This is a genomic window from Pseudarthrobacter sp. NPDC092419, from assembly GCF_044755045.1.
GTDB lineage: Bacteria > Actinomycetota > Actinomycetes > Actinomycetales > Micrococcaceae > Arthrobacter.
This window is the reverse complement of the sequence record NZ_JBIVQF010000013.1, coordinates 1-3,908: the sequence shown is the minus strand read 5'-3', so window position 1 is coordinate 3,908 and position 3,908 is coordinate 1. Positions and strand designations below refer to the sequence as shown.

Genomic DNA, 3,908 nt, shown 5'->3' with positions numbered 1-3,908 from the left:
CCCGTGTATGCGGGGTGTGTGGTTTGTCAGGAGTATATGCCCGTTGCGCAGACGATTGTTCTGCGGCGGGTGCTCAAGGGTGGAATATCAACGAATAGCGGCTGCGTGTTTCTTTTCCTGTTCAGTACGGATGTCTTCCTTTGTGGGGGTGTCCTGGAACGGCGGGTTGGGGGATGGGTGGCTTAGTGTTTGGCACACTGTTGGGTCCTGAGGCAACAGGGCCGGGTTTTGCCCGGGTTTGTTTGTTTCTGGTTTCCTGGCTGCATCGATCATGCATGGTTCGCTCCTTTGGGGGTGTTGTGTGTGGGGTGTGTGGTACGGGGTTGTTGTTTGAGAACTACATAGTGGACGCGAGCATCTTTTATAAGAAGCAATTTCCAAGAATATGAACCTGGATCTGGCCGTGCTGTTGATGCCCTTTGGGGTGTTGGGGTGTGGTTGGTTTTCGTGGTTCTCTCGAGTGTTTTTTGTTTTTGATCTTTGTGGTCAAGTTTTTAAGAGCACACGGTGGATGCCTTGGCATTAGGAGCCGAAGAAGGACGTAGGAATCTGCGATAAGCCTGGGGGAGTCGATAACCGGACTGTGATCCCAGGGTGTCCGAATGGGGAAACCCCGCCAGGAGCGCGAGTTGCCTGGTGACCCGCATCTGAACACATAGGGTGCGTGGAGGGAACGCGGGGAAGTGAAACATCTCAGTACCCGCAGGAAGAGAAAACAATAGTGATTCCGTTAGTAGTGGCGAGCGAACGCGGATCAGGCTAAACCGTTCCATGTGTGATAGCCGGCGGGCGTTGCATGGTCGGGGTTGTGGGACTTTCCGTTCCAGTTCTGCCGGACTGGTGAGGTGAGAGCGCGTGCATAGGTGAACGGTTTTGAAAGGCCGGCCAGAGAGGGTGTTAGTCCCGTAACCGTAATGTTGTGCGCCGCCTGGGAAGTATCCCAAGTAGTACGGGGCCCGAGAAATCCCGTGCGAATCTGTCAGGACCACCTGATAAGCCTAAATACTCCCTAATGACCGATAGCGGACCAGTACCGTGAGGGAAAGGTGAAAAGTACCCCGGGAGGGGAGTGAAACAGTACCTGAAACCGTGTGCTTACAATCCGTCGGAGCAGCCTTGTAGTTGTGACGGCGTGCCTTTTGAAGAATGAGCCTGCGAGTTAGTGTTACGTCGCGAGGTTAACCCGTGTGGGGGAGCCGTAGCGAAAGCGAGTCTGAATAGGGCGTTGCAGTGGCGTGATCTAGACCCGAAGCGAAGTGATCTACCCATGGCCAGGTTGAAGCGACGGTAAGACGTCGTGGAGGACCGAACCCACTTCAGTTGAAAATGGAGGGGATGAGCTGTGGGTAGGGGTGAAAGGCCAATCAAACTTCGTGATAGCTGGTTCTCCCCGAAATGCATTTAGGTGCAGCGTTGCGTGTTTCTTGCTGGAGGTAGAGCTACTGGATGGCTAATGGGCCCTACAAGGTTACTGACGTCAGCCAAACTCCGAATGCCGGTAAGTGAGAGCGCAGCAGTGAGACTGTGGGGGATAAGCTTCATAGTCGAGAGGGAAACAGCCCAGACCACCAACTAAGGCCCCTAAGCGTGTGCTAAGTGGGAAAGGATGTGGAGTTGCGAAGACAACCAGGAGGTTGGCTTAGAAGCAGCCATCCTTAAAAGAGTGCGTAATAGCTCACTGGTCAAGTGATTCCGCGCCGACAATGTAGCGGGGCTCAAGTACACCGCCGAAGTTGTGGCATTCAGGTATTAGCTAAGCCCTTGTGGTTCAGGCGCCTGGATGGGTAGGGGAGCGTCGTGTGGGCGGTGAAGTCGCGGTGTAAACCAGCGGTGGAGCCTACACGAGTGAGAATGCAGGCATGAGTAGCGAAAGACGGGTGAGAAACCCGTCCGCCGAATGATCAAGGGTTCCAGGGTCAAGCTAATCTGCCCTGGGTAAGTCGGGACCTAAGGCGAGGCCGACAGGCGTAGTCGATGGACAACGGGTTGATATTCCCGTACCGGCGAAAAACCGCCCATGTTGAACAGGGGATACTAACCGCCCGAGACCTGCCCGACACCCCTTGTGGGTGAAGGGTTTTGGTGGAGCGCGGGACCTGATCCTGGGAGGCAAGCGTATTAACAGGTGTGACGCAGGAAGGTAGCCGAGCCGGGCGATGGTTGTCCCGGTCTAAGGATGTAGGGCGAACGGTAGGCAAATCCGCTGTTCATGATGCCTGAGATCTGATGGGACCCCCGTATGGGGGGATTTGGTGATCCTATGCTGCCGAGAAAAGCATCGACGCGAGGTTTTAGCCGCCCGTACCCCAAACCGACACAGGTGATCAGGTAGAGAATACTAAGGCGATCGAGAGAATTATGGTTAAGGAACTCGGCAAAATGCCCCCGTAACTTCGGGAGAAGGGGGGCCCCAACCTTGAACACCACTTGCTGGTGGGAGGGGATCGGGGCCGCAGAGACCAGGGGGAAGCGACTGTTTACTAAAAACACAGGTCCGTGCGAAGTCGCAAGACGATGTATACGGACTGACTCCTGCCCGGTGCTGGAAGGTTAAGAGGACCGGTTAGCCGCAAGGCGAAGCTGAGAATTTAAGCCCCAGTAAACGGCGGTGGTAACTATAACCATCCTAAGGTAGCGAAATTCCTTGTCGGGTAAGTTCCGACCTGCACGAATGGAGTAACGACTTCCCCGCTGTCTCAACCATAAACTCGGCGAAATTGCAGTACGAGTAAAGATGCTCGTTACGCGCAGCAGGACGGAAAGACCCCGAGACCTTTACTATAGTTTGGTATTGGTGTTCGGAGTGGCTTGTGTAGGATAGGTGGGAGACGTTGAAGCCCGGACGCCAGTTCGGGTGGAGTCATCGTTGAAATACCACTCTGGTCACTTTGGACATCTAACTTCGGCCCGTAATCCGGGTCAGGGACAGTGCCTGATGGGTAGTTTAACTGGGGCGGTTGCCTCCTAAAAAGTAACGGAGGCGCCCAAAGGTTCCCTCAGCCTGGTTGGCAATCAGGTGTCGAGTGTAAGTGCACAAGGGAGCTTGACTGTGAGAGAGACATCTCGAGCAGGGACGAAAGTCGGGACTAGTGATCCGGCGGTACATTGTGGAATGGCCGTCGCTCAACGGATAAAAGGTACCTCGGGGATAACAGGCTGATCTTGCCCAAGAGTCCATATCGACGGCATGGTTTGGCACCTCGATGTCGGCTCGTCGCATCCTGGGGCTGGAGTAGGTCCCAAGGGTTGGGCTGTTCGCCCATTAAAGCGGTACGCGAGCTGGGTTTAGAACGTCGTGAGACAGTTCGGTCCCTATCCGCTGCGCGCGCAGGAAATTTGAGAAGGGCTGTCCTTAGTACGAGAGGACCGGGACGGACGAACCTCTGGTGTGTCAGTTGTACTGCCAAGTGCACCGCTGATTAGCTACGTTCGGATGGGATAACCGCTGAAAGCATCTAAGCGGGAAGCTCGCTTCAAGATGAGATTTCCATACACCTCGTGTGTGAGAGGCCCCCAGCCAGACCACTGGGTTGATAGGCCGGATGTGGAAGCGAGGACTAACGACTCGTGAAGCTGACCGGTACTAATAGGCCAACAACTTACACCACCAAGAAACAAGACTGCTTGCGTCCACTATGTGGTTCCCAACCAACAACCCACGGGTTGTCCCGGCACGGAACCAACAACTAAATAACAACACCACAAAACTGCCCCCACAACGGGGACAGCAAGTTGTAACCACAGATTTCCCACACCACCCCCAGGGCTGGTGACGGGTACAAGGGTTACGGCGGTCATAGCGTGGGGGAAACGCCCGGTCCCATTCCGAACCCGGAAGCTAAGACCCACAGCGCCGATGGTACTGCACCCGGGAGGGTGTGGGAGAGTAGGTCACCGCCGGACACACA

General features: G+C 55.2%; 2 rRNA genes. Both read left to right on the top strand.

What is annotated here, in order from left to right:
* Window positions 1-484 precede the first annotated feature (484 nt).
* Window positions 485-3,608 (top strand): 23S ribosomal RNA (locus ACIQC0_RS15760).
* 178 nt (window positions 3,609-3,786) lie between these two features.
* A 5S ribosomal RNA gene (gene rrf, locus ACIQC0_RS15755) occupies window positions 3,787-3,903 on the top strand.
* Window positions 3,904-3,908: the final 5 nt, after the last annotated feature.